Raw genomic sequence first — 23,239 nt, 5'->3', positions numbered from 1 at the left:
CCCCGTCACACTCCTCTTCGGGGGAGAGCCTCCCGCTTGCTCCTGCTCGGCGGCCAATGCGAAGAATGACGCCGCGCAGGTGCGACGAGGGGAGCAGTACGTGGGTGGGACCACTCTGGTGACGGAGGGCGGACCGGTCGTCGAACGCGGCGACGGGGCTGATGGGGACGGCAACGGGGACGGCAACGGCCGCGGCGGGCGGCACGCCCCGCACGGCGCCGGTCCTGACACCCCCGCCCCGGGCGCCGCCCCCGCCGCCCCGCTCAGCCCCCGCCGGATGCGCCTGGTCTTCCTCGGGCTGATGCTCGCCCTGCTGCTGGCCTCGCTGGAACAGATGATCGTGGCCACCGCCCTGCCGAAGATCGTCGGCGAACTCCAGGGCCTGGACCGGATGTCCTGGGCGATCACCGCGTATCTGCTCACCGCCACGATCGGCCTGCCCGTCTACGGAAAGCTCGGCGACCTCCTCGGCCGCAAGGGCGTCTTCCAGTTCGCGATCGTCGTCTTCGTCATCGGCTCCGCGCTGGCCGGCTGGTCCCGCACGATGAACGAGCTCATCGCCTTCCGCGCCCTCCAGGGCGTCGGCGCTGGCGGACTGATGATCGGCGTCCAGGCGATCATCGCGGACATCGTCCCGCCCCGGCAGCGCGCCCGGTACATGGGGCTCATCGGCGCGGCCTTCGGGGTCGCCTCCGTCGCGGGACCGCTGCTCGGCGGCTTCTTCACCGACCATGTCTCCTGGCGCTGGTGCTTCTACTTCAACGTGCCCTTCGGCCTGGTCACCCTCGCCGTCGTCACCGTGGTCCTCAAGCTCCCCAAACCCGCCGCCCGCGCCCGTCTCGACATCCTCGGGACGCTGCTCCTGGCCGCCGCCTCCACCTGCCTGGTGCTGCTGACCAGTTGGGGCGGTACACAGTACGCGTGGGGCTCCCGCGTCATCCTCGGCCTGGCCGCGGGCGCCGCCGTGACGACGCTGCTCTTCCTGGTCGTCGAGCGCTTCGCCGTGGAACCGATCATCCCGCCGCGCCTCTTCCGCGACTCCGTCTTCAACGTCACCGGACTGCTGGGCGCGATCGCCGGCGTCGCGCTGTTCGGCGCCGCCAGCTATCTGCCGACCTTCCTCCAGATGGTCGACGGGGCCAGCGCCACCGAGTCCGGGCTGCTGATGCTGCCCATGATGGGCGGCATCGTCTGCTCCTCGATCGTCGCGGGCCAACTCGTCAGCCGTACGGGGCGCTACAAGATCTACCCGGTGGTCGGCTCCGCGCTCGCGGCCGTGGGCATGTGGCTGCTGTCCCGGCTGGAGGCCGACACGTCCCGGTTCGCCTGCGGGGTGGCGCAGGCGGTCCTCGGGCTCGGGGTGGGCCTGGTGATGCCGGTGCTGGTGCTGGCCGTGCAGAACTCCGTACGCCCCGTCGACCTCGGCGCCGCCACCAGCGCCAACAACTACTTCCGGCAGATCGGCGGCAGCGTGGGCGCCGCCGTCTTCGGCACGCTCTTCGCGGGCCGCCTCGCCGAGGCGCTGGCCGACCGCGTCCCCGCCGGGGCGGGGCTGCCGAGCCCCGAGTCCATCACCCCGCAGATGGTCCACGCCCTGCCGCCCGCACTGCGCGACGGCTATGTCCAGGCGTACGCGGACGCCATGCCGCGGATCTTCCTCTATCTCGTGCCGGTGCTCGCGCTCGGCCTGTTGACCGCCTTCTTCCTCAAGGAGAAACCGCTGGTGTCCCAGAACGCCTCCGCCGCCGAGCCCACCGCCGCAGAGCCGGTCGCGGTCCCCCTCCCACGCGCCGCCCGGCCCGCGCCCGGGGCGCCTCCGGCCCCGGCGGGCCCGGAGCGCCCTGAGCGTCCGGCGGCGTATCTCCAGGGCGTGGCCGTCTGCGGCACCGTCCAGCACCCCGACGGCTCCACCGTGCCCCGCGCCGCGCTCACCCTCATCGACGTCCAGGGGCACCAGATCGGACGCGGCGCGAGCGGCACGGACGGGCGGTACGCGCTGAGCGTGCCCGGGGCCGGCTCGTACGTGATGATCGCGGCGGCCGGCGGGCACCAGCCGCAGGCGGTCACGGTGACCGTCGGCGAACGCCCGGTCGAGCTGGACGTGGTGCTCGGCGGCGCGGGCCGTCTCGCCGGTTCGGTGGTCACCGCCGACGGCACCCCCGTACGGGACGCCGCCGTGACCCTCACGGACGTCCGCGGGGACGTCGTGGCGACCACCCGCAGCGGGCGCGAGGGCGGCTATGTGATCTCCGAGCTGGTGGCGGGCGAGTACACCCTGGCCGCGAGCGCCCCCGCCTTCCGGCCCGCCGCCCTGCCCGTCACCGTGCAGGCGTCGCGGGAGACCCGGCAGGACATCGAGCTGGCCGGCGGGGCGGTGCTGCGGGGGACCGTACGGGCCGGGGGCGGCCGTCCCGTCGAGGACGCCCGGGTCACCCTGCTCGACGCGGCGGGCAACGTGGTGGACACCCTCACCACCGGCGTCGACGGCACCTTCCGCTTCGTCGACCTCTCTTCCGGCGAATACACGGTCATCGCGGCGGGCTATCCTCCGGTCGCCACCGTGCTCCGGATGGCGGGCGGCGGGCGCACCGAACGCGATCTCCAATTGGGCCACGAGGACTGACTGAAATTCAGTCCGCAAGAGGTTGTGCGCGGGCGCACTACCTATTAGTTCATTGCCCGGCGCAACCTGTGCGCGGGTGCGTACCGTGGAGGGCGGAGCCGCGGATCCTGGCGGCAGGGAAGGAGCCTCCCACCCATGGACAGGGGTATTCCGCCGGGGCCGCCGGAGCAGTTCGCGGCGGCCGGCCGGATTCCGCTCGCCGTGGTCGTCGTGGACGGCGACGGTCTGGTGTCGCACTGGTCGAGCGGGGCCCGACGGCTGTTCGGGCCCACCCGGGACGAGGCGGTCGGCCAGTCGGCGGCGGACCTGATGCCGGTGGCCGGAGCCCTCGCGCGGCACGAGCGCAGCGTGGCCCACGGAGGGTACGACGACCGTGACGGCCAGGACGAGCTGGGCCCGGAGCTGCACACCCTCGGCTCCTACGCGACCGCCGGGTGCGCCAAGCTCTCCGAGCCGGGGCGCGGCAGGCTCGACGTGCTCTGGTGGGCCTACCCGCTGGTCGGCCCCGGCCCCGGGCGCCATCTCGTCCTCGCCGCCGACGCGGCCCAGTTCCGCTCCGCGGACGGCGAGGCGACCGGCGATCCGGGCGGCGGCGCGCTGCGCATCACCCCGGCCTTCGCCCTGCACACGGAGTTCCCCGACGCCGACCGGCTCGCGAGACGGCTGCCGGACATCCTGCCGAACATGGGGCCCGCCGCGGCCGGCCGCATCGTCTCCCAGGTCCTCGAACTCGGCTATCCCGTACTGGAGTTCAGTCGCCACGAACGGGTCCCCGTCACTCCGGACTGGGGTGTGCCGAAACGGGCGTCGGACCACCCGGGGCGCGCCGAGCCGGAGGCCGGGGCGGCGCCGTACCGGCGGCGGGCGGCACCCCGGCCCGAACTCGACCTGGAGTACGCGGAGGTGCGCGAGCGCCTCGAATTCCTGAACGAGGTCAGCGGACGGATCGGCAGCTCCCTCGATCTGGCCCGCACCATCCGTGAGGTCACCAGCGCGGCCGTGCCCCGCTTCACCGACTTCGCCGGCACCCATCTGCGCGCCGCGGTGCTGGCCGGTGAGGGGTTCCCCGACGGGCCGCCCGACGTCACGACCATCTGGCACCGCGTCTGGGTCGAACACAACGACGAACCGGGCCGCTGGGACGACACGGTCCCGGTCGGCGAGGCCATCGCCTTCCCCGAACACACCCCGTTCTTCCAGTGCATGGTCACCGGCGAGCCCGTGCTCATCCCGCGGATCAGCGAGGAGCAGGGCAACCGGATCTCCGGCGAGTTCGAGAAGCGCGATCTGCGGCCCCTCATCAACCACCGCTCCATGCTGCTCGTCCCGCTCAAGGCGCGCGACGTGGTGCTCGGCTTCATGGTGCTGATGCGGCGGCCCGAGCGCGAGCCGTTCGACGCCATGGACCGCACGACCGGCGCCGAACTCGCCGCCCGCGCCGGGCTCGTCCTCGACAACGCCCGGATGTACACCTATCAGGAGAACGTCGCCGAGACGCTCCAGGACAGCATGCTGCCGCAGGTCGCGCCGCGCATGGCGGGATGCGACATCGCCACCCGCTACCTGCCGGGCACCCGGCTCGGCCGGATCGGCGGCGACTGGTTCGACGCCGTCAAACTGCCCGGATCGCGTACGGCGCTGGTCGTCGGGGACGTGATGGGCCACGGCCTCAACTCGGCCGCGATGATGGGCCAGTTGCGCACCGCCGTCCAGACGATGGCCACCATGGAGATGCCGCCCGCCCAACTGCTGCGCAATCTGGACGACTTGGCACAGCGGCTCGGCGAACAGTACCTGGCTACCTGTCTGTACGCGGTGTACGACCCGATCCGCTCCGAGGTCCAGATCGCCAACGCGGGGCATATCCCGCCGGTGCTCGTCCGCGCCGAGGACGGCAGCAGCGAAGTCCTCGACGTGCCCACCGGAGCGCCCATCGGCGTCGGCGGCGTGGCCTTCGAGACGGCGACCGTACGGATCCGTCCCGGCGACCGGCTCGTGCTCTGCACCGACGGCCTGGTCGAGGTGCGCGGGGAGGACATCGGGGACGGTCTCGCGGCGCTCTGCGCCTCCGCCGCCCACCCCGCCGCCTCGATGAACGACGCCTGCGACACGATCATCCGCGCCCTGAACACCCGCGGCGGGCGCAAGGACGACGTGGCGCTGCTGATGGCCAGGCTCAACGGCATCCCCACCGGCGACGTGGCGGAGTACGAACTCGCCCTGGACCCGCGCGAGGTGCGGCGCGCCCGGCGTCTGGTACGCGAGCGGCTCCTCGGCTGGGACCTGCCCGGCACGGTGGTGGACACGGCCGAACTGATGGTCAGCGAACTGGTCACCAACGCCGTGAACCACGCCCGCTCCCACCAGGTCGGGCTGCGGCTGGTCCGTACGGACGCCCTGCTGTGCGAGGTCGTCGACGACGAGCCGGCGCCCGCCACACTGCTCAGCGCGGGCCGCTCGGACGAGTTCGGCCGCGGACTGCGGGTGGTGAGCGCGCTCGCCCGCGAGTGGGGCAGCAGCAGTTCGGCACACGGAAAGACGGTCTGGTTCGAGCAGGCGCTCCCGCACACCACGCGCACCCGTGCGAAGGGCAGGTGAAGGAACCACCAGGCCCTCTTGCCTCCCACGCCCCACGGGCGGTACTCCATGGTGCGACAGCTCGCGCCCGGTGAGCCCTGCACGGGGAGGACCGACATGGATGTGTCGTCGCGCTACCGCGAATCCTGGGAAGGCTACTGGCGGGAGACCTCCGGCGCGCCGGGTGAGGCGATCTGGGACTGCGACCCGTCGCTCGGCTCCGTACCGCACAGCGAACTGCTCCTGCCGCACGCCGACGCCTCACTGCCCGTGGTCGACCTCGGCTGCGGCAACGGCACCCAGACGCGCTACCTCGCCACCCGCTTCGCCCGCGCGATCGGGGTGGACCTCTCGCACGCGGCGATCGCACACGCGCGCCGCGCCGACACCACGGGGACGGCCGAGTTCGAACAGATCGATCTGGTCGACCAGGACGCCGTGCGCGCGCTGCGCGAGCGCACCGGTGACACCAACGTCTACATGCGCGCCGTGATCCACCAGAGCGACCCGCAGGACCGGCCCGCGGTCGCGGCGGCCGTCGCCGAGCTGGTCGGCACGCGCGGCCGGGCCTTCGTCGCCGAGCTGACCCCGGCCTCCAAGGCGGTGCTCCAAGGGGCGGTGGAGGGCCCCGGCGGCCCGCCGGAGAAGCTGCGGCGGGTCTTCGAGCACGGGCTCAGGCCCGCGGGCGTGACCGACGAGGAGGTGCCCGAACTGCTGCGCGGGGCGGGCCTGGAGATCCTCGCCAGCGGTGACACCGCGCTCCCGCAGACCGAGCATCTGCCCGACGGCACCCGGATCGACCTGCCCGCACGGTGGTTCGTCCTCGCCGGACAGTAACGGGCATCTGTACGGGGGCGGTTGCAGGGCCCGTACGGGGGCGGTTGCGGGCCCCGTACGGACGAGGTCACGCGTCGCCCGCTCCCACCCCCGCCCCCGCTCCCGCCTTCGCCCCGACCGTCGGGCGGCGGCGCGGGTGGGGGATGGGCAGCGGGAACCCGCCGGAGCGCCGGGGCGTCAGCGTCTGGAGCCGGATGACGGCCTCCAGGCCGCCGCCCGGCGCCGGCAGCAGCAGCGCCTCGCCGCCGCTGGCCAGGGTGAGGCGCTGGACCAGGGCGAGTCCGAGACCGGTGCCGCCCTTGGGCGCGTCGGGCGCCCGCCAGAACCGGTCGAAGGCGCGCCGCCGCTGCTCCGCGGTCATTCCGGGCCCCTGGTCGGCGACATGGAGTTCGGCGCCGCTGCCGCGCAGTCGCCGGAACACCGTCACCGTGCTCCCCATCGGCGCCACCCGCAGGGAGTTGGAGAGCAGGTTGTCCAGGATCTGTTCCACGGCCCCGGGGACGGCCAGGGCCCGGCCGATCGGATCGCCGAGCAGCAGGAGCCGTACACCGTGCTGCTCGTAGAGACCGCCCCAGGCGTAGACGCGTTCCTTCGCCGCCTCGTCCAGGTCGACCGGCTCGGGGGTGAGCGCGGTCTCCTCCATCCGGGCCAGCGAGAGCAGCCCTTCGACCATCCTGGCCAGCCGCTCGGTCTCCGTCATCGCGGCGTTGAGGTTGGCGCGCAGATGCGGCGGCACATCGGGTTCCAGATTGTCCAGGCGCAGCCGCAGCGCCGCGAGCGGTGTCTTGAGCTGGTGGGACGCCTCGCCCGCGAACGCGCTCTGGGAGGCGAGCAGATGCTCCAGCAGCGCGGCCGTACGGTTGAACGTGGCGGCCAGTACCCGTACTTCGGGCGGACCCGTGGTGACGGACGCCGGGGTGGTGAGGCTGCCGCCCGCCAACGTACGGGCGGCGCGCTCCAGTTCGCGGATGGGTCCGCCGATCCAGCGGGCCAGCGCGAACGCCACCGTACCGACGGCGGTGAGCACCCCGATCCCGCCGAGCGCGAGGCCCAGCCACACCTGGTGGACGTCGCGCGCGACGGCGTCGGTCGGGACGATGAGCCGTACGGCGCCCTGGAGCGTGGCCCCGTGCCGGACCGGGACGGCCACCGAGAGCCAGTTGACCCCGCCGATCGAGGAGGTCCGCACATCGGCGCCGTTGCCGCCGAGCAGCGCCGCGGAGATCTCGGCCCGATCGGCGAGACCCGCCCGTTCGTCCGCGTCGATCGGGTGCGAGGTGGCGAGCGGGGCGCCCGACGGGTCCACGACCAGTACCCGGCCGCCGATGCGCTTCGCGCAGGCGGCGACCTGCGCCGCGAGCTCCTCGGGGCGTCCGTAGGCGAGGGAGAGCGACGCGTAGTCCGCGATCGACTCGGCCTCCTCGTGGGCGGCGTTGGTGGCGCGTTCGCGCTCGGCGGCGCTGTAGACGTAGCCGAGCGGAATCTCCAGGCAGATCAGGACGAGCGCGGCGAGGGTCAGATAGCTGACCAGCAGTCTCTGTGTCATCAGAACCGTGACCCCGGGTGGTCGAAGGCGTGCTCGGCGCCGACCGGACCCTGCTGCTCCTGATGCGGGCCGGTCCTCACGGCGAGCCGCAACCCTACCCCGCGCAGCGTCTGGATCCAGGCCGGGTTCCCCAACTTCCGCCGCAGCGTGGCGACATGGACGTCGAGGGTCTTGGTCGGGCCGTGGAAGTTCGGGTCCCACACCCGGTCGAGTATCTGCTGGCGCGAGTAGACCGCGCCGGGATCCTCGGTCAGCAGGGCCAGCAGATCGAACTCCTTGGGGGTGAGGACCACCGACCGCTCGCCGATCCAGACCTGACGGGTGCGCCGGTCGACGATCAGCGCGCCCGTGGCCGAGGGCGGCGGCAGTACGTCCCCTCCGCCGGGCGCCGCTTCACGGGCCGGCGCGGGCGCACGGGGCCGCTCCGGTTCACGTACCTGCTCCCGTTCACGGGCCGGCGGGGGCGCGGGCGCGGCCTCCGGCGGGGACGGCGGCGCGGGCGGGGCGGCGGGAGCGGGCGGAGCCGGGGGAGCCTGCCGCGCGCGGTGCGGCGCGGGCGCCGGGGGAGCGGTCGGCATCGGGTACGGGAACGCCCCGCGGCCGTGCGTCACCTCCACCCCGATGGGGGCGGAGATCCCGCCGAAGGCCCCCGTGGCACCGGTCGGGTCCATCGGCGCGGCGCCCGCCGGGGCCGCCCAGGCGGCGGTCCTGCGGGTCACGGCCCGGATCCGGGCGATCAACTCCCGTACGCTGAACGGCTTCGCGAGATAGTCGTCGGCGCCCAGTTCCAGGCCCAGGACCCGGTCGGCCTCCGTGCCGCGCGCGGTGAGCATGATGATCGGCACGTCCGAGACCTGCCGGATGCCCCGGCAGACATCGATACCGTCCATGTCCGGCAGTCCGAGATCGAGCAGGACGATGTCGCCGTACGGGCCGCGCAGCCCCTCCGCGCCCGTGGACACCCGGCCCACCGTCACGCCGTAGCGGCCCAGACCCTCGACAAGGGGCTCGGCGATCGTCTCGTCGTCCTCGATGAGCAGGGCCCTCAGGGTCATGTATTTCCGTTTCTCCGTGAATTCGACCGACACGAGTTCTTCCCGTATTCGCGCCGGGGCGAACACCGTACGATAAAAGGATCCGGCGAACACAGTTTTCGCACGAGTGGGAGCCAGGTCACAGCGCCCGGCCGAATCATGGCATTGCCTTAGTGTTCCTCTAACCTTCGTCTTGGGTAGCGCTCTCTACGGTGTTGAACCAGGTCCTGGCTACAACCACCCGCTGGGGAGGCACCATGAAGGCTCTGCTCGAACGCGCCCGCTCGTTCCGACGCCGGGTAGATTTCGAAAGCGAGACATATCGGAAACTGGCCGAAGGGCAATTTCCGCAGGCACTCTTCGTCGCCTGTTCCGATTCCCGCGTCATCCCCGCATTGATCACGGGTGCGCGACCCGGTGAGGTCTTCGAAATACGCAACGCCGGCAACATCGTCCCCCCGCATGTGCCGCATCTCGTCTCGGGCGAGGCCGCCACCGTCGAGTACGCGCTCGAAGTGCTCGACGTGCGGGACATCGTCGTCTGCGGACACTCCCACTGCGGCGCGATGGGCGCCCTGGCCTCCGGCAAGGATCTCTCCGCCCTGCCCGGCGTGGGCGCCTGGCTGGAGAACGCCCGGCCGGGGCTGGCCTCCGTACTGGACCGTGAGCCGGCGGACGGCACGGACCCGGCCGCAGCGCCCGCCCCGGGCGACGCGCGCGTCACGGAGCTGGCGCAGCTCAACATACGGGTCCAACTGGCCGCGCTGCGCGAGTACCCGGCGGCCCGGCGGCGGCTGGCGGAGGGCAGGCTGACGCTGCACGGCTGGTACTACGAGGTCCACACCGGCGAGCTGTGGGAGCTCGACGAGGACGACGACACCTTCCGGGTGCACGCGTGCTGAGCCCGGGGCAGGGATACGGCGGCCCCGTCCAGCCCGGTCCGCCGGGCAACGGCCGCCACCGCGGCCGGCACGCGGGCCGCGGCCAGAACCGCGCACACGAACCCGAGCCCGAACCGGAGTACGGCACGGTACGGCCGGATCCGTTCGACGCCTTCGGCGCCGACCCGTACGCGCCCACGGACCCGTACGCCGATCCGTACCCCGTCGCCGACCCGTACGCGCCGGACCCGTACGCGGATCCGTACGCGTCCGCGGATCCCTACGCCAGGGACCCGTACGCGACGGACCCCTACGGAAGCGCGCCGGCGTCCTACGGGGCGCCGTCCGCGCCGCCGAGGCCGCCGGGTCCACCGCGGCCCGCCGGGAAGGCGCCGGGCAAGGCGGCCGGGAAGAAGAAGCCGGGGGCCGGTCAGAAGCCCGACCTCGCCACCGAGATCACCGCGTCCTTCGTCGTCTTCCTCGTCGCGCTGCCGCTCTGCATCGGCGTGGCCGTCGCCTCCGGCACCCCGCCCGAGCTGGGCATCATCTCCGGTGTCGTGGGCGGTCTGGTCGTCGGCATGGCACGCGGCAGCACCCTCCAGGTGAGCGGCCCCGCCGCCGGTCTCGCCGCGCTGGTCGCCGAGGCGGTCCTGGAGCACGGACTCGCCACCCTCGGTGTGATCGTGCTGGCCTCCGGGCTGCTCCAGATCGGACTCGGACTGATCCGTCTGGGCCGGATGTTCCAGGCGATCTCCATCGCCGTGGTGCAGGGCATGCTGGCCGGGATCGGGCTGCCGCTGATGTTCAGCCAGGCGTACCCGATGGCCGATGCCAAGGCCGTCGGCGTACCGATCGAGAACATGCTCGGCATCCCCGGGCTGATCGCGGACACCCTGGCCGACCCGCAGAAGATGATCGCCGCCGGGCTCGGGATCGGCACCGTCGTCCTGAGCTTCCTCTGGAAGAAGATGCCGGCCCCGGTGAACAAGATGCCCGCCGCGCTGGTCGCGGTGGCCGGCGGCATGGCGGTGGCCGCACTGCCCGGGGTGAACATCACCACCCTCCAGGTCGGCAACCTGCTGGCGTCCGTCCAGATCCCCGGGCCCTCGCAGTTCGCGCTGCTCGCCAACGGCGCGGTCCTCACCACCGTCCTCACCTTCACCATCATCGCCTCGGCGGAGAGCCTGTTCACGGCCGCCGCCGTGGACCGGATGCACACCGGCGAACGCACCCGCTACAACTCCGAACTCATCGCGCAGGGCGCGGGCAACACGATCTGCGGCTTCCTCGGCGCGCTGCCGATGACCGCCGTCGTCGCCCGCAGCTCCGCCAATGTGCAGGCGGGCGCCAAGACCCGGCTCTCCCGCACCCTGCACGGCCTGTGGCTGCTCGCCTTCGCCGTGCTGCTGCCCGGAGTGCTCGCCCTCATCCCGATCTCCGTCCTCGCGGGTGTCCTGGTGCACAGCGGCTGGAAGCTGTTCGCGCCGCACGAGTTCCCGAAGATGTGGCGCCAGGACCGGGGCGAGTTCGTCGTCATGACCCTCACCACGGTCGTGATCGTCGCCACCGCCCTGCTCGAAGGCGTCCTCGTGGGCCTCGCGGCGGGCATCATCCTGGCCGCGCTGCGGATGTCGCAGACCTCGGTACGCACCGAGGTGGCCGGCGACACGGCGAAGCTGGTCATGGCGGGCAACGCGACCTTCCTGCGGCTGCCGAAGCTGATCGACGCGCTGGAGGAGGTCGCCTCCGCCGGGATGCCGAGGATCCGCCTCGACCTGACCGCCGTCACCCACTGGGACCACGCCTGCCGCAGCCAGGTCGACGAGTTCGTGGCCCAGCAGCGGGGCACGGGTGAGGTACGGGTGGAACTGCTGCGGCCCAACACCCCCAACGCGCCAACGCCGCCCGCCGCGTCGCCGTCCTCGGCCGCGGGGCAGGGAACCCAGGGGGACCTGGAGGCGACACCGGGACCGACGGCCGAGTGGTTCTACCTCGACCCGACGCCGGTCGAGGACTTCAGGACCTCCGACGACCCGATGGACCCCTTCGGCCCGGCGGACGGGACGGGGCAGGACTGGTACCGGCCCTCGGCGCGCATGCGCTGACCCCCCCCCACACCTGGCGTACGGCCCCCACACGCACCACATCCGTACGGCCCCCCACACCCCACATCCGTACGGCGCCCCCTCCCGAGCGGGGGGCGTCGTGCGGATGTGGCGTATCGGCGAGGACATGCCCTTTTCGGCGGAACCCTTACGGGGCAGGCGTCATGTCGGTCTACACTCACCCTGCCCTCAGGACCGGCGTGCGGCCGCGCGGCGCCGGGCGGAGAACGGAGCCACCTGTGAAGATCCTCATCAGCGCCGACATGGAGGGTGCCACGGGGGTGACCTGGCCCGCCGACGTCCTGCCGGGGACCCCGCAGTGGGAGCGCTGCCGCGCCCTGTTCACCTCGGACGTCAACGCTGCGGTGCTCGGCTTCCTCGACGGCGGCGCCGACGAGGTCCTCATCAACGAGGCGCACTGGTCCATGCGCAATCTGCTGCTGGAGAAGCTGGACGAGCGCGCCGAGATGCTCACCGGGCGTCACAAGTCGCTCTCCATGGTGGAGGGCGTGCAGCACGGCGACGTCGACGGCATCGCCTTCGTCGGCTACCACACCGGCGCCGGCACGGAGGGCGTCCTCGCCCACACCTATCTCGCCAACTCCCTCACCGGGGTCTGGCTGAACGGCGTACGCGCCAGCGAGGGCCTGCTCAACGCCCAGGTCGTCGCCGAGTACGGCGTCCCCGTCGTCCTGGTCACCGGCGACGACCTGACCTGTGAGGACGCGATCGGCTACGCGCCCGAGGCGCACAAGGTCGCCGTGAAGGACCATGTCTCGCGGTACGCGGCCGTCTGCCGCACCCCGGCCCGTACCGCCGCCGACATCCGTGCCGCCGCGAAGGACGCGACGGCCCTCGCGGTACGCCACGCTCCCGTCGACGGCGGCCCGTTCACCCTGGAGCTGGAGTTCGACGCGGCCCATCTCTCCGCCGCCGCCACGGTGGTACCCGGCGTCGCGCCGAGCGGCGAACGCCGCGTCTCGTACACCAGCGGGACGATGTATGAGGCCATTCGCACCTTCAAAGCGGTCACGACGATCGTTTCGGCCGCCGTGGAGGAGCAGTATGGCTGACATGATGCGCAGCGACACCAGTGATGCTCTTGATACGGCGGCGCTCGACGAGGTGGTCACCTTCACCTCCGACCTCATCCGTATCGACACCACCAACCGGGGCGGCGGGGACTGCCGGGAGCGGCCGGCGGCCGAGTACGTCGCGGAGCGTCTCGCCGCGGCCGGGCTCGAACCCACCCTCCTGGAGCGGACCCCGGGGCGCACCAACGTCGTGGCCAGGATCGAGGGCACCGACCCGTCCGCCGACGCGCTCCTCGTCCACGGCCATCTCGACGTCGTCCCCGCCGAACCCGCCGACTGGACCGTCCACCCCTTCTCCGGCGAGATCAGGGACGGGGTGGTGTGGGGCCGGGGCGCGGTCGACATGAAGAACATGGACGCGATGGTCCTGTCCGTCGTCCGGGCCTGGGCCAGGAACGGGGTCCGGCCGCGCCGCGACATCGTCATCGCCTACACCGCCGACGAGGAGGCCAGCGCCGAGGACGGCTCCGGCTTCCTCGCCGACCACCACCCCGAGCTGTTCGAGGGGTGCACGGAAGGCATCAGCGAATCCGGCGCCTTCACCTTCCACGCGGGCCCCGGCATGGCGCTCTACCCGATCGCCGCCGGTGAACGCGGCACCGGCTGGCTCAAACTGACCGCCCACGGCAAGGCGGGGCACGGCTCCAAGGTGAACCGCGCCAACGCCGTCAGCCGGCTCGCCACCGCCATCGCCCGGATCGGTGACCACCCGTGGCCCGTCCGGCTCACCCCGACCGTACGGGCGGCGCTCGCCGAGATCGCCGTGCTGCACGGCATAGAGACCGACGTGTACGCCGAGGACCTCGATGTGGACGGCCTGCTGGGCAAGCTGGGACCGGCCGCAGCGCTGGTCGAGCCGACGGTGCGCAACAGCGCCAACCCGACGGTCCTGGAGGCCGGTTACAAGGTCAATGTGATCCCGGGGCAGGCCACGGCGTACGTCGACGGGCGGACGGTGCCCGGCGGCGAGGAGGAGTTCCGTACCACCATGGACCTGCTGACGGGCCCCGACGTGGAGTGGGAGTTCCACCACCGGGAGGTCGCCCTCCAGGCGCCCGTCGACTCACCGACCTTCGCCAAGCTGCGCGCCGCCGTCGAACGCTTCGACCCGGCCGGGCACGTCGTGCCGTACTGCATGTCGGGCGGCACGGACGCCAAGCAGTTCTCCCGCCTCGGCATCACCGGCTACGGTTTCTCCCCGCTCCGGCTGCCCCCCGGCTTCGACTACCAGGCGCTCTTCCACGGCGTGGACGAACGCGTGCCGGTCTCGGCGCTGCACTTCGGTGTCCGGGTGCTCGACCACTATCTGAAGTCCGCCTGACGTCTGCCCGAACCCACCTGAATCCGACTGAACCTGACCGAACCTGACTGAACCCGCATGAAACCGCCCGAGTACGTCCGCGCACGCCGTGCCGAGGAGCGAGGAACGCTCGTGATACTGCCCATCGGGCCCTACGGGACCTGGCCGTCCCCCATCGACGCCACCCTGGCGGCCTCGCACGACGGGCGCCCCGAGTACGTGGGAACGGTCGGCGACGAGGTGTGGTGGACCGAGCCGCGTCCCGAGGAGGGCGGCCGGCGTGCGCTCGTACGCCGCCGCGCCGACGGCCGGGAGGAACCGGTCCTGCCCGAACCCTGGAACGTCCGCAGCCGGGTGATCGAGTACGGCGGCCTGCCCTGGGCGGCCGCCGACCGCCCCACCGGCGGCCCGCTCGCCGTCTTCGTCCACCTGCCCGACCAGCGGCTGTACGCGTACGAGCCGGAGGGCGCGGCGGAACCCCGCCCGCTCACCCCGGAGTCGGCCGTCGGCGGCGGGCTGCGCTGGGCCGACCCGGTGATCCACCTGGACCGGGGCGAGGTCTGGTGCGTCATGGAGGAGTTCACCGGCGAACGGCCCACCGACGTACGCCGGGCGATCGTGGCCGTGCCGCTGGACGGCTCGGCCGCCGAGGACCGTACGGCCGTCACCGAACTCTCCGACGACCGGCACCGCTTCGTCACCGGACCCCGGCTCTCGCCGGACGGGCGCTCCGTCGCCTGGATCGCCTGGGACCACCCGCGGATGCCGTGGGACGGCACGGTGGTGATGCTCGGCCAGGTCGCCGCCCCTGGCCCCGGGACGGCCACGGCCCCCTTCACCGGGGCCCGGCCGGTGGTCGGGGACACCGACGAGTCGGTCGCCCAGGCCGACTGGGCACCGGACGGCTCGCTGCTCCTCGTCTCCGACCTGAGCGGCTGGTGGGAGCTGCAGCGCATCCGCCCCGAACGGTCCGGCGACGGGGTCGTGGCGAGCACGGCGCTCTGCCCCGGCCGCCGGGAGGAGTTCGGCGGCCCGCTGTGGAAGATCGGCCTCCGGTGGTTCCAGCCGCTGGCGAACGGGCTGATCGCCGTCATCCACGGCCGGGGCTCCACCGCGCTCGGCATCCTCGACCCCGGGACCGGCGAACTCGTCGACGCCGCGGGCCCCTGGACCGAATGGGCCCCCACCCTCGCCGTCCGGGGCGACCACGTCATCGGCGTCGCCGCCAGCCCGCGCAGCGGGTACGAGGTCGTGGAGGTGGACACCCGTACCGGAGAGGCCCGCGTCATCGGCTCGGCCCACCACGACCCGGTGGACCCCGCGTACTACCCCGAACCCCAGATCCGTACCTTCACCGGGCCCGACGACCGCGAGATCCACGCCCACATCTACCCGCCGCACCACCCCGGTCTGCGCGCCCCCGCCGACGAACTGCCGCCGTACGTGGTGTGGGCCCACGGCGGACCCACCGGGCACGCGCCCCTCGTCCTCGACCTGGAGATCGCCTACTTCACCTCGCGCGGCATCGGCGTCGCCGAGGTCAACTACGGCGGCTCCACCGGCTACGGGCGCGCCTACCGCGACCGGCTGCGCGAACAGTGGGGCGTGGTCGACGTCGAGGACTGCGCGGCCGTCGCCGAGGCGCTGGCCGCCGAGGGCACCGCCGACCGCGCCAGGATCGCCGTACGTGGCGGCAGCGCGGGCGGCTGGACCGCGGCGGCCTCCCTCACCGGCACGAGCGTCTACGCCTGCGGCACGATCATCTACCCGGTCCTCGACCTGGTCGGCTGGGCCACCGACGAGACCCATGACTTCGAGTCCCAGTACCTCCACTCGCTGATCGGCCCGTTCGCCGAGGTCCCCGGCCGCTACCGCGAGCGCTCGCCCCTCCAGCACGTCGACCGGATCACCGCGCCGTTCCTGCTGCTCCAGGGGCTCGACGACGTGATCTGCCCGCCCGCCCAGAGCGCGCGCTTCCTGGCGCGCACGGCCGGACGTGGCATCCCGCACGCGTACATCGCCTTCGAGGGCGAGGGGCACGGCTTCCGCAGGGCCGACACGATGGTCCGCGCGCTGGAGGCCGAACTCTCCCTGTACGCGCAGACCTTCGGCCTCACCCGTACCGACGTCCCGCGTCTGGAGCTGACGACATGACCTGCCCGCCCTCAGCGGCCCCGCCCCTGACCCGGCCCGCGCGGCTGCGGCCGGGGGCCCGCGTCGCCGTCGTGGCGCCCAGCGGCCCCGTCCCCGCCGACCGGCTCGACGCCGGGCTCGACATCCTGCGCGGCTGGGACCTCGACCCGGTCGTGGCCCCCCACGTCCTGGACGTGCACCCCCACGGCTACCTCGCCGGCGGCGACGCGGACCGCGCCCGCGATCTCCAGGAGGCGTGGTGCGACCCGTCCGTCTCCGCCGTGTTCTGCGCCCGGGGCGGGTACGGCGCCCAGCGCATGGTGGACCTGCTCGACTGGACCGCGATCCGGGCCGCCGGCCCCAAGGTCCTCGTCGGCTACAGCGACATCACCGCACTGCACGAGGCGTTCGCCGTCCGGGCCGGGCTGGCCACCCTGCACGGCCCGATGACCGCCGCCCTCACCTTCCTCAAGGACCCCGCGACCCAGGAGTCGCTGCGCGCCACGCTGTTCGCGCCCGAGTCGGTCCGCACCCTCGGCCTGGACACGGCGCGCGGGCTGGTCCCGGGGCGGGCCCGCGGCGTCACCCTCGGCGGCTGCGTCAGCCTGCTCGCCGCCGACATCGGAACCCCGTACGCCAGGACCTCCGCCGCCGGCGGGCTGCTGATGATCGAGGACGTCGGCGAGGAGCCGTACCGCCTCGACCGCATCCTCACCCAACTCCTGCGCTCCCGGTGGCTGGACGGCGTCGCCGGGATCGGCCTCGGCTCCTGGGCGGGGTGCGGCCCCTACGAGGAAGTCAGGGCGCTGCTGCTCGACCGGCTCGGGGGTCTCGGCGTACCGGTGGTCGAGGAACTGGGCTTCGGCCACGGCGACACGGCGCTGACGGTGCCGCTGGGCGTGCCCGGGGTGCTGGACGCGGAGAGCGCCACGCTCACCCTGGACGTGCCCGCGCTGACCTGACGGGCCCCGAGGCGAGCGGCGACCGGGTCGTAAGCTGGCGCGATGCCCGGACTTCCCACCCCGCTCGCCGAGGGCCCCCGCACCTATCTGCGCCCGTTCCGTCCCGAGGACGCCGACGAGTTCACCGCCCTCGCCCGCGCCAGCAGGGAACTGCACCGCCCCTGGCTCTTCCCGCCGGACGAACCGGCCGCGTACGCCACGTACGCGAACCGGCTCATCGAGGACCCCACGCGGGCGGGCCACCTCGTCTGCGCCCGCGAGGACGACCGCATCGCCGGGTTCGTCAACATCAACAACATCGTCCACGGCGCGTTCCACTGCGGGGCGCTCGGGTACGGCGCCTTCGCGCACGCCGCCGGGCGCGGGCTGATGGGCGAGGGGCTGGGACTGGTCGTCGGCCGCGCCTTCGGCCCGCTCGGTCTGCACCGCCTCGAAGCCAACGTCCAGCCCGCCAACACCGCGTCCGTCGCGCTCGTACGGCGCGCCGGGTTCCGGCTGGAGGGCTACTCGCCGGAGTTCCTGCTCGTCGACGGCGAGTGGCGCGGCCACGAGCGCTGGGCGATCACCGCGGGGCCGTCCTGGACCCCTTCCGGTTGATCTTCATCGTGTCCAGATCGGTCACCGTGGACCGCAGCGCCCCGTGGCCGCGGCCCAGCTCCCGCAGCGCGGACTCGGCCCGCTCCTCGGCGAGCGCGCCCGCCATCTCCTCGCCGTCCGCCGCGTCCGAGACCACCTCGTAGCGGTAGCTGAAGTGCTTGAGCGCCGCGTCGTACGTGAGCGAGCCCTCCGGTGTGAACCGCATCTGCGCCAGCCCGTGCAGGTCCAGTTCGGCGAGGAGCCGGGCGCGGCTCTCCTCCGTCAGCCCCTCCCACGTTCCGCGCACGATCACCCGGTACGTGTGCTGAGTGCTCATCCCGCCGCTCACTTCCTCTTCCGTGCCCCGGTCCGGCGTCCGCGCCGGTCCTTGTCCGCCTTGAGGCCGCAGCGTACGACGGGGAGGACGGCGCGCACGCGGAATTTCGCGGCCGGTCAGGTCGCGGGGACCACCTTGCGGTCGGCGTACTCGAAGACCGAGCCGTCGGGGTGCACGGCGATCAGATTGCGCCCCGCCGGGGTCGGCACCGGGCCGGCGACGACCCGGGCGCCGCTCCCGGTGAGCACCGTGAGCGTCTCGTCGACGTCCTTGACCGCGATGGTCGCCTGCACCTTGCGCAGGACGTCGATCTCCGAGGCGGGACCGCTCATCAGGAGGAAGCAGCCGACGGCGGCGACAGAGACCCCGCCGCGCTCGAAGCGGAGCGCGGGACTTTGGGTGAGGCGTTCGTAGAACGCCACCGACGTCTCCAGGTCGTCGACGCAGATGCGCAGCGTGGTTCCCAGGATTTCCATGCCCGCCAGGGTAGTTGGTCTCAGGCGCGGCAGCGGATCTCGCCGTGCGGGACCATGAACCAGGCGTCGGGCGCCTCGCCCCACTCCCGCCACGCCGCGGCGATCTCCGCGAGCCGCTCGCGCGTCGCGTGCCCGCCGTCGACCGCCCGCTCCGCGTAGCCCGACCCGACCGTACGGTCCGCCCACAGCCCGCTCCACCACGCGCGCTCCTCGGGCGTGGCGAAACACCAGGCCGTGGCGGTCGCCTCGACCTCGGTGAACCCGGCGCTCCGCGCCCAGGACAGCAGCCGGCGCCCCGCGTCCGGCTCCCCGCCGTTGGCGCGCGCCACGCGGCGGTACAGCTCCTGCCAGTCGTCCAGCGCCGGTACGGCGGGGAACCAGGTGAAGGCGGCGTAGTCCGAGTCGCGCGCCGCCACCGTCCCGCCGGGCCGGCACACCCGGCGCATCTCGCTCAGGGCCCGGACGGGGTCGCCGACATGCTGGAGGACCTGGTGGGCGTGGACGATGTCGAAGGAGTCGTCCGGGAAGTCCAGGGAGTGGACATCGGCGACCGCGAAGCGGACGTTGGTCACGCCCGCGGCCTCGGCCGTCTCCCGCGCCGTGCGCAGGACGTCCTCGGAGGCGTCGACGGCCGTCACCGTGCCCGGCGCGACGCGCGCGGCCAGGTCGGCGGTGATGGTCCCTGGCCCGCACCCCACGTCCAGCACCTCCTGCCCGGACCGGAGTTCGGGCAGGAGGTAGGCCGCGGAGTTGGCGGCCGTACGCCAGGTGTGCGAGCGCAGCACGGACTCATGGTGCCCGTGGGTGTAGACGGCGGTCTCCTTCGGCATGGCCGGACTCCCTCGTCGTGAAGTGGTCAGGCCACGCTACGCCTCCATGTCGCATGATGAGATACGCGTCTTGCTATATGGACGGTCCGCTGGGGGAGGGGACGGAGTCGAGCGGCCGTACGGCGAGCCCGTCGATCACCGCGGTCGGCGGGGCGCCCTCGGAGAGCAGCAGCGCGGTGATCGCGTCGGCGTCCCCCTCGGTGAAGTGCACCGCCCCGAGCGGCAGTTCCACCACGGTGGCCGACGAGCCGGACTTCAGGCCGAGCAGCCCGCCCAGCCAGGCCGCCGAGGCCACCGGGTCCGGGGTCTCGATCAGGACTCCGGCGAGATCGTGCGGCCCCCGGTTCACCCGGCCCGGCGCCGTGTACCGCGTCAGGATCGTCCGGCGGTCCGGCGTGTACGTCACGAAGAACGGCGCCCACGGCGGCACGTCCCGGAGGATCGCCTCGCGGAACGAGACGGGGGAGCCCTCCGGCGCGAAGGTCAGCAGCTCCACCGTGTGCCCCTCGGCGCGCAGCCGCCGTGTGGTGGCGCCGACGTCGTCCACGTGGACGCAGAAGTTGAGCGCGCCGCCGCCCCGGGCGACGAGCGCGTCGTAACGCGGCTGCCAGCCCCGCATGGCCCTGCCGTACGGCGAGTCGAGGAAGGCGGCGCGGTCGACGACGCTCGACAGCTCGATGTAGCGGGTGTCGAGCCGCCAGGCGCCGTTGCGGTAGCCCAGGTACTCCGGGTTGGCGTGGGCGGGCAGTCCGGCCCGGGTGTAGGCGCGGGCGGCGGACTCCACGTCCGGTACGCAGTGCACGAGATGGTCGAACTCCGGCTGTTCGGGCAGGGGTGGTTCCAGGGTCACGGCGCCTCCTTGATCCGGTCAGGTTGGGCTAACCTTCCCTCTGCTCTCTCCGGGGTGGTTCGTACGCGACGACGCCGTGCTCCGCCCCGCCCCCTCGGTCAGCGGCGCCCGGTCACAGCAGCGCCTGCGGCCGGTAGACCGTCAGCGCCTCGATCGCCTTGTCCAGCGTCAACTCCCGCGGCGCCTCGGCCACTTCACCGTCGAACGCGAGCCGGGTGCCCGGCGCGATGTTCTTGATCCGGACCCGCCGCATCCGTACCGCAGCGTGGACGGGCGAGCGGCTCAGCGGGCCGGCCAGCGCGGCGGCGAGCAGCCGCGCGCCCGGCGCCCGGCCGCCGTGCACGATGCGCAGATCCAGCAGGCCGTCGGCCAGGTTCTGCCGGTGGCCGGGGGTGGGACCCATCTGCTGGTAGATCCCGTTGCCCGCGAACAGCAGCCACAGCGACCGCCGCCTGCCCTCGAACTCCGCGTCGATCTGGTGCTCGCCCCGCAGCACCCGCGCCGCCGCCAGCACCCCGGCGGGCCAGCCGCCGATCCGGGGCGCCCACTGCTCACGCACCCGCACCAGCTCCGGGTAGACGCCCAGGCTGAAGGTGTTGACGAAGTGGCCGGGCTCGCCGCCGCCGGGCCCCGGGGTGAACCGCCCCAGGTCTATCCGTACGGCGTCCCCGGCCGTCAGTGCCCGGCAGGTGTCGTGGACGCTCTCGATGCCCAGGTCGTACGCGAAGTGGTTGAGCGTGCCGCCGGGGAAGACCGCCAGCGCCAGCGTGTGGCGCACGGCGACGGACGCGGCCCGGTTGATCGTTCCGTCGCCGCCGAGGACGCCCAGCGCACGGCAGTCGCCCGCCGCCTTCTCCAGCTCCGTGTCCACCTCCTCCGGCGCGCAGACCACGATCCGCGCGAACGGCAGCGCGTCGCGCACCAGCTCCGCCGAGTCCGAGGACCCCGAGGCCCGGTTGACGACGACGGTCAGCCCCTGGCCGCCGGGGAGCGCGGGCGCCTGGGTGTGCGGCCGTCCCGGGGCGGGCAGTTGCGAACGCGTCGGCACCATCCCCCGTACCGCGAAGGCCGCCCCCACGCCCAGCGCCGCGCCCGCCAGGACATCGCTCGGATAGTGCACGCCGGTGTAGACCCGGGACAGCGCCACGGCGGCGGCCACGGGCGCGACCGCGGCGCCCCACCCCTTCGACTCCAGCGCGACCCCGGTCGCGAACGCCGCCGCCGAGGCCGCGTGGCCCGACGGGAAGGACGAGGTGAACGGCTGCCGCTTGAGCCGCCGTATCACCGGCACGACATCGAGCAGCGGACGCTGCCTGCGCACCGCGCGCTTGCCCACCGTGTTGATGGCGGCCGACGCGAGGGCCAGCGACGCCACACCCCGCAGCGCCGCCCGGCGCGAGCGCGCGCTGCCGCCCAGCGCGGCCATCCCCGCCGCCGCCCCGAACCAGAGCAGCCCGTGGTTCGCGCCGCGGCTCAGCCGGGGCAGTACGGGGTCCGCGCCCGGCCAGTGCCGGCCGGCGACCGCCCGGAAGGCCCGGTCGTCCCAGGATTCGAGCAGCGCGGCGATCCGGGCGCGGCTGAGGGCGGAGGCGGCGGGGGCAGCGGTGTTCGGCATGGCACGCGGGTACCCCCGCGAGGACGGATCAAGCGGACCGGCCGGTACGGCGGACGGCCCCGGCGAGCGGGACGCGCCGGACGGCGGGCCGGACGCAGGGCCGGACGGCGGGGTGGCGGAACCCGAGAAGCGCACAGGGACAAACCTCCGTATAAAGGGATCAAGGTAGCGGGCTCACGGGGCGGACCCGCCCACGGGCGGCCACGGAGGTGGCGCATATGCGGCGGACGGCTCCCGAGGGCCGTGGTCCCGTACGCTACGGCCCGCCCGCCCCCGAGGCGGGACTGCCCGCCCTGCCCGAACTGGTCGAGGCGTGCGCGAGGGCCGCCGGGCGCACCGAGCCGGAGCCGCCCGGCGGCGGCGCGGTCCTCCGCGAGGCCGCCTGCGGCTACTGGTCCCGTCGCGGGCTGCCCGGCGGCCTCGACGACGTGGCCGCAGCCCCGGGCGCGCAGCCGCTGCTCCTCGCGCTGCTCGCCGCGCACGGCGGGGACGTGCTGATGCCCCGGCCCTGCCCCGCCTGGTGGACACCGCAGGCCCGGCTGCTGGGCCGGCCCGCCTACCACGTACCGGCCCCGGCGGACGCGGGCGGCGTGCCCGATCCGTACGCCCTGCTGGAGACCGTCCGGCGGGTCCGGGCGGAAGGCGGCGATCCGCGGGTGCTGCTGCTCTCCCTCGCCGACGACCCCACCGCCACCGTCGCCCCGCCCGAACCGGTGCGCGCCGCGTGCGAGGCGGCGGTCGGCGAAGGGCTGCACATCATCAGCGACGAGACCTGGCGCGACACCCTGCACCGGCCCCACGAGACGGTGCTGCTCAGCCCGGCCGGGATGTGGCCCGACGAGGTCACCGTCGTCTGCGACGCGGTGGGCTCGCTCCTCCCGGCCGCCTGGCCCCTGGCCGTCGCCCGCTACCCCGCCACCCCGGCCGGGACCGCCCTGCGCGCCAGGACCCTCGACATCCTCACCGCGCTCGGCGCCTTCGTGGCCGGTCCCGTCGCCGCTGCCGCCGCCCACGCGCTGGACGAGCCGGCGACGGTCACGGCGCGGGCGCGGGACGCCGCCACGCTGTACGGGCGGATCGCCGAGGCCGCCCACCACGCGGTGCTCGTCTCCGGGGCCCTCGCCCGCACGCCACGGGCCGGCCGCCACCTCTACGCCGACCTCGGGCCGCTGCGCCCCCGGCTGGCCGCGCTCGGCGTCACCGACTCCCTGGAGCTGGAGAACCATCTCGGCGCACGCCTGGGGACCCACACCCCGGGGGGCCACCGGTTCGGGGAGGAACTGGGCGCCCTGCGCGTCCGGCTGCCGACCGGCCCGCTGCTCGGGGCGACCCCGGAGCAGCGGCTGGAGACCCTCGGCGCGGCGGCGCCCCTGGAACTGCCGCACGTGGCGCGCGCGCTCGCCGACTTCGCGGCGGCCTTCGACGAACTGCGCTGACGCCGTGAGCCGTAGGCGCGTAAGCCC

Annotated in this window: 18 protein-coding genes; 11 read left to right on the top strand and 7 right to left on the bottom strand. The window is 73.7% G+C overall.

Features of this window, described 5'->3' with window-relative positions; all coding sequences use genetic code 11:
• The first annotated feature begins 277 nt into the window (after window positions 1-277).
• The 3 genes from ACIO3P_RS07370 (at window position 278) to ACIO3P_RS07360 (ending at window position 6,037) form a co-directional block, all read left to right on the top strand.
• Window positions 278-2,623, top strand: coding sequence for an MFS transporter (locus ACIO3P_RS07370; protein WP_401848847.1), 2,346 nt, complete (start codon window positions 278-280; stop codon window positions 2,621-2,623).
• 135 nt (window positions 2,624-2,758) lie between these two features.
• The gene (locus ACIO3P_RS07365) at window positions 2,759-5,221 is read left to right on the top strand and encodes a SpoIIE family protein phosphatase (protein ID WP_401848628.1); all 2,463 of its coding nucleotides are present in this window, start codon (window positions 2,759-2,761) and stop codon (window positions 5,219-5,221) included.
• Between the two features lie 96 nt (window positions 5,222-5,317).
• Window positions 5,318-6,037, top strand: coding sequence for a class I SAM-dependent methyltransferase (locus tag ACIO3P_RS07360; RefSeq protein ID WP_329827863.1), 720 nt, complete (start codon window positions 5,318-5,320; stop codon window positions 6,035-6,037).
• Between the two features lie 67 nt (window positions 6,038-6,104).
• On the opposite strand, the gene ACIO3P_RS07355 is transcribed toward ACIO3P_RS07360, so the two are convergent.
• Both ACIO3P_RS07355 and ACIO3P_RS07350 read right to left on the bottom strand, forming a co-directional pair.
• Window positions 6,105-7,583: a HAMP domain-containing sensor histidine kinase gene (locus ACIO3P_RS07355; protein WP_329827862.1), complete on the bottom strand. Its 1,479-nt coding sequence runs from the start codon at window positions 7,581-7,583 to the stop codon at window positions 6,105-6,107.
• Window positions 7,583-8,638, bottom strand: a complete 1,056-nt coding sequence (locus ACIO3P_RS07350) for a response regulator transcription factor (RefSeq protein WP_401848630.1) — start codon at window positions 8,636-8,638, stop codon at window positions 7,583-7,585. The genes ACIO3P_RS07355 and ACIO3P_RS07350 overlap by 1 nt, the downstream gene beginning before the upstream one ends.
• Window positions 8,639-8,874: 236 nt before the next feature.
• Between ACIO3P_RS07350 and ACIO3P_RS07345 the strand changes: the two genes are divergently transcribed.
• The 7 genes from ACIO3P_RS07345 (at window position 8,875) to ACIO3P_RS07315 (ending at window position 17,689) form a co-directional block, all read left to right on the top strand.
• Window positions 8,875-9,519, top strand: a complete 645-nt coding sequence (locus ACIO3P_RS07345; protein ID WP_329827860.1) for a carbonic anhydrase — start codon at window positions 8,875-8,877, stop codon at window positions 9,517-9,519.
• The gene (locus tag ACIO3P_RS07340) at window positions 9,513-11,603 is read left to right on the top strand and encodes a SulP family inorganic anion transporter (RefSeq protein ID WP_401978125.1); all 2,091 of its coding nucleotides are present in this window, start codon (window positions 9,513-9,515) and stop codon (window positions 11,601-11,603) included. The genes ACIO3P_RS07345 and ACIO3P_RS07340 overlap by 7 nt, the downstream gene beginning before the upstream one ends.
• A 239-nt stretch (window positions 11,604-11,842) precedes the next feature.
• A complete protein-coding gene (locus ACIO3P_RS07335) occupies window positions 11,843-12,676 on the top strand; it encodes a M55 family metallopeptidase (RefSeq protein WP_329827858.1) in 834 nt (277 codons plus the stop codon).
• 1 nt (window position 12,677) lies between these two features.
• On the top strand, window positions 12,678-14,018 hold the full coding sequence (locus ACIO3P_RS07330) for a M20/M25/M40 family metallo-hydrolase (RefSeq protein WP_401848851.1): 1,341 nt from the start codon (window positions 12,678-12,680) through the stop codon (window positions 14,016-14,018).
• 114 nt (window positions 14,019-14,132) lie between these two features.
• Window positions 14,133-16,151 (top strand): S9 family peptidase, encoded by a 2,019-nt coding sequence (locus ACIO3P_RS07325; RefSeq protein WP_401848853.1) that lies wholly within the window; start codon window positions 14,133-14,135, stop codon window positions 16,149-16,151.
• Window positions 16,148-17,092, top strand: coding sequence for an LD-carboxypeptidase (locus ACIO3P_RS07320; RefSeq protein ID WP_401848631.1), 945 nt, complete (start codon window positions 16,148-16,150; stop codon window positions 17,090-17,092). Before ACIO3P_RS07325 ends, ACIO3P_RS07320 begins: the two co-directional genes overlap by 4 nt.
• Window positions 17,093-17,134: 42 nt before the next feature.
• Entirely contained in the window at window positions 17,135-17,689 is a 555-nt protein-coding gene (locus tag ACIO3P_RS07315; RefSeq protein WP_401848633.1) for a GNAT family N-acetyltransferase, read from the top strand.
• Here ACIO3P_RS07315 and ACIO3P_RS07310 read toward each other — a convergent pair.
• The 5 genes from ACIO3P_RS07310 to ACIO3P_RS07290 form a co-directional block, all read right to left on the bottom strand.
• A complete protein-coding gene (locus ACIO3P_RS07310) occupies window positions 17,655-18,005 on the bottom strand; it encodes a DUF6204 family protein (RefSeq protein WP_329827854.1) in 351 nt (116 codons plus the stop codon). The two genes, ACIO3P_RS07315 and ACIO3P_RS07310, sit on opposite strands and share 35 nt — an antisense overlap.
• 116 nt (window positions 18,006-18,121) lie before the next feature.
• Complete coding sequence (locus tag ACIO3P_RS07305; RefSeq protein ID WP_329827853.1) at window positions 18,122-18,481, bottom strand: VOC family protein; 360 nt, start codon at window positions 18,479-18,481, stop codon at window positions 18,122-18,124.
• A 20-nt stretch (window positions 18,482-18,501) separates the two neighbouring features.
• Window positions 18,502-19,311, bottom strand: a complete 810-nt coding sequence (locus tag ACIO3P_RS07300; protein WP_329827852.1) for a methyltransferase domain-containing protein — start codon at window positions 19,309-19,311, stop codon at window positions 18,502-18,504.
• Between the two features lie 73 nt (window positions 19,312-19,384).
• A complete protein-coding gene (locus ACIO3P_RS07295; protein ID WP_401848635.1) occupies window positions 19,385-20,161 on the bottom strand; it encodes a VOC family protein in 777 nt (258 codons plus the stop codon).
• A gap of 112 nt (window positions 20,162-20,273) precedes the next feature.
• Window positions 20,274-21,776: a bifunctional phosphatase PAP2/diacylglycerol kinase family protein gene (locus tag ACIO3P_RS07290; protein ID WP_401848637.1), complete on the bottom strand. Its 1,503-nt coding sequence runs from the start codon at window positions 21,774-21,776 to the stop codon at window positions 20,274-20,276.
• A 218-nt stretch (window positions 21,777-21,994) separates the two neighbouring features.
• On the opposite strand from ACIO3P_RS07290, the gene ACIO3P_RS07285 reads away from it, so the two are divergent.
• Window positions 21,995-23,212 carry a pyridoxal phosphate-dependent aminotransferase gene (locus ACIO3P_RS07285; RefSeq protein WP_329827849.1) on the top strand — a complete coding sequence of 406 codons (1,218 nt, stop codon included), beginning with the start codon at window positions 21,995-21,997 and terminating at the stop codon, window positions 23,210-23,212.
• Window positions 23,213-23,239 lie beyond the last annotated feature (27 nt).

The sequence above is a fragment of the Streptomyces sp. NPDC087310 genome (assembly GCF_044744405.1).
Taxonomy (GTDB): domain Bacteria; phylum Actinomycetota; class Actinomycetes; order Streptomycetales; family Streptomycetaceae; genus Streptomyces.
Note: the sequence above shows the minus strand (reverse complement) of the source record. Positions and strands in the feature narration are given on the sequence as shown.